The following is a 584-nucleotide window of genomic DNA, read 5'->3' on the forward strand; positions in this document are numbered from 1 at the left end:
CCGGGTTGCGGACAGTGTCTGGTGGGTAGTTTGACTGGGGCGGTCTCCTCCTAAAGAGTAACGGAGGAGCACGAAGGTTGGCTAATCCTGGTCGGACATCAGGAGGTTAGTGCAATGGCATAAGCCAGCTTGACTGCGAGCGTGACGGCGCGAGCAGGTGCGAAAGCAGGTCATAGTGATCCGGTGGTTCTGAATGGAAGGGCCATCGCTCAACGGATAAAAGGTACTCCGGGGATAACAGGCTGATACCGCCCAAGAGTTCATATCGACGGCGGTGTTTGGCACCTCGATGTCGGCTCATCACATCCTGGGGCTGAAGTAGGTCCCAAGGGTATGGCTGTTCGCCATTTAAAGTGGTACGCGAGCTGGGTTTAGAACGTCGTGAGACAGTTCGGTCCCTATCTGCCGTGGGCGCTGGAGAACTGAGGGGGGCTGCTCCTAGTACGAGAGGACCGGAGTGGACGCATCACTGGTGTTCGGGTTGTCATGCCAATGGCACTGCCCGGTAGCTAAATGCGGAAGAGATAAGTGCTGAAAGCATCTAAGCACGAAACTTGCCCCGAGATGAGTTCTCCCTGAGACTT

The 584-nt window shown here is 56.0% G+C and carries 1 rRNA gene; it reads left to right on the forward strand.

Going from position 1 to position 584, the window contains the following annotated elements:
• Nucleotides 1–584, forward strand: a 23S ribosomal RNA gene (locus ACLJZ5_RS22070); the annotation flags it as partial.

The organism is Salmonella sp. 5800 (assembly GCF_046558195.1).
Taxonomy (GTDB): domain Bacteria; phylum Pseudomonadota; class Gammaproteobacteria; order Enterobacterales; family Enterobacteriaceae; genus Salmonella; species Salmonella enterica.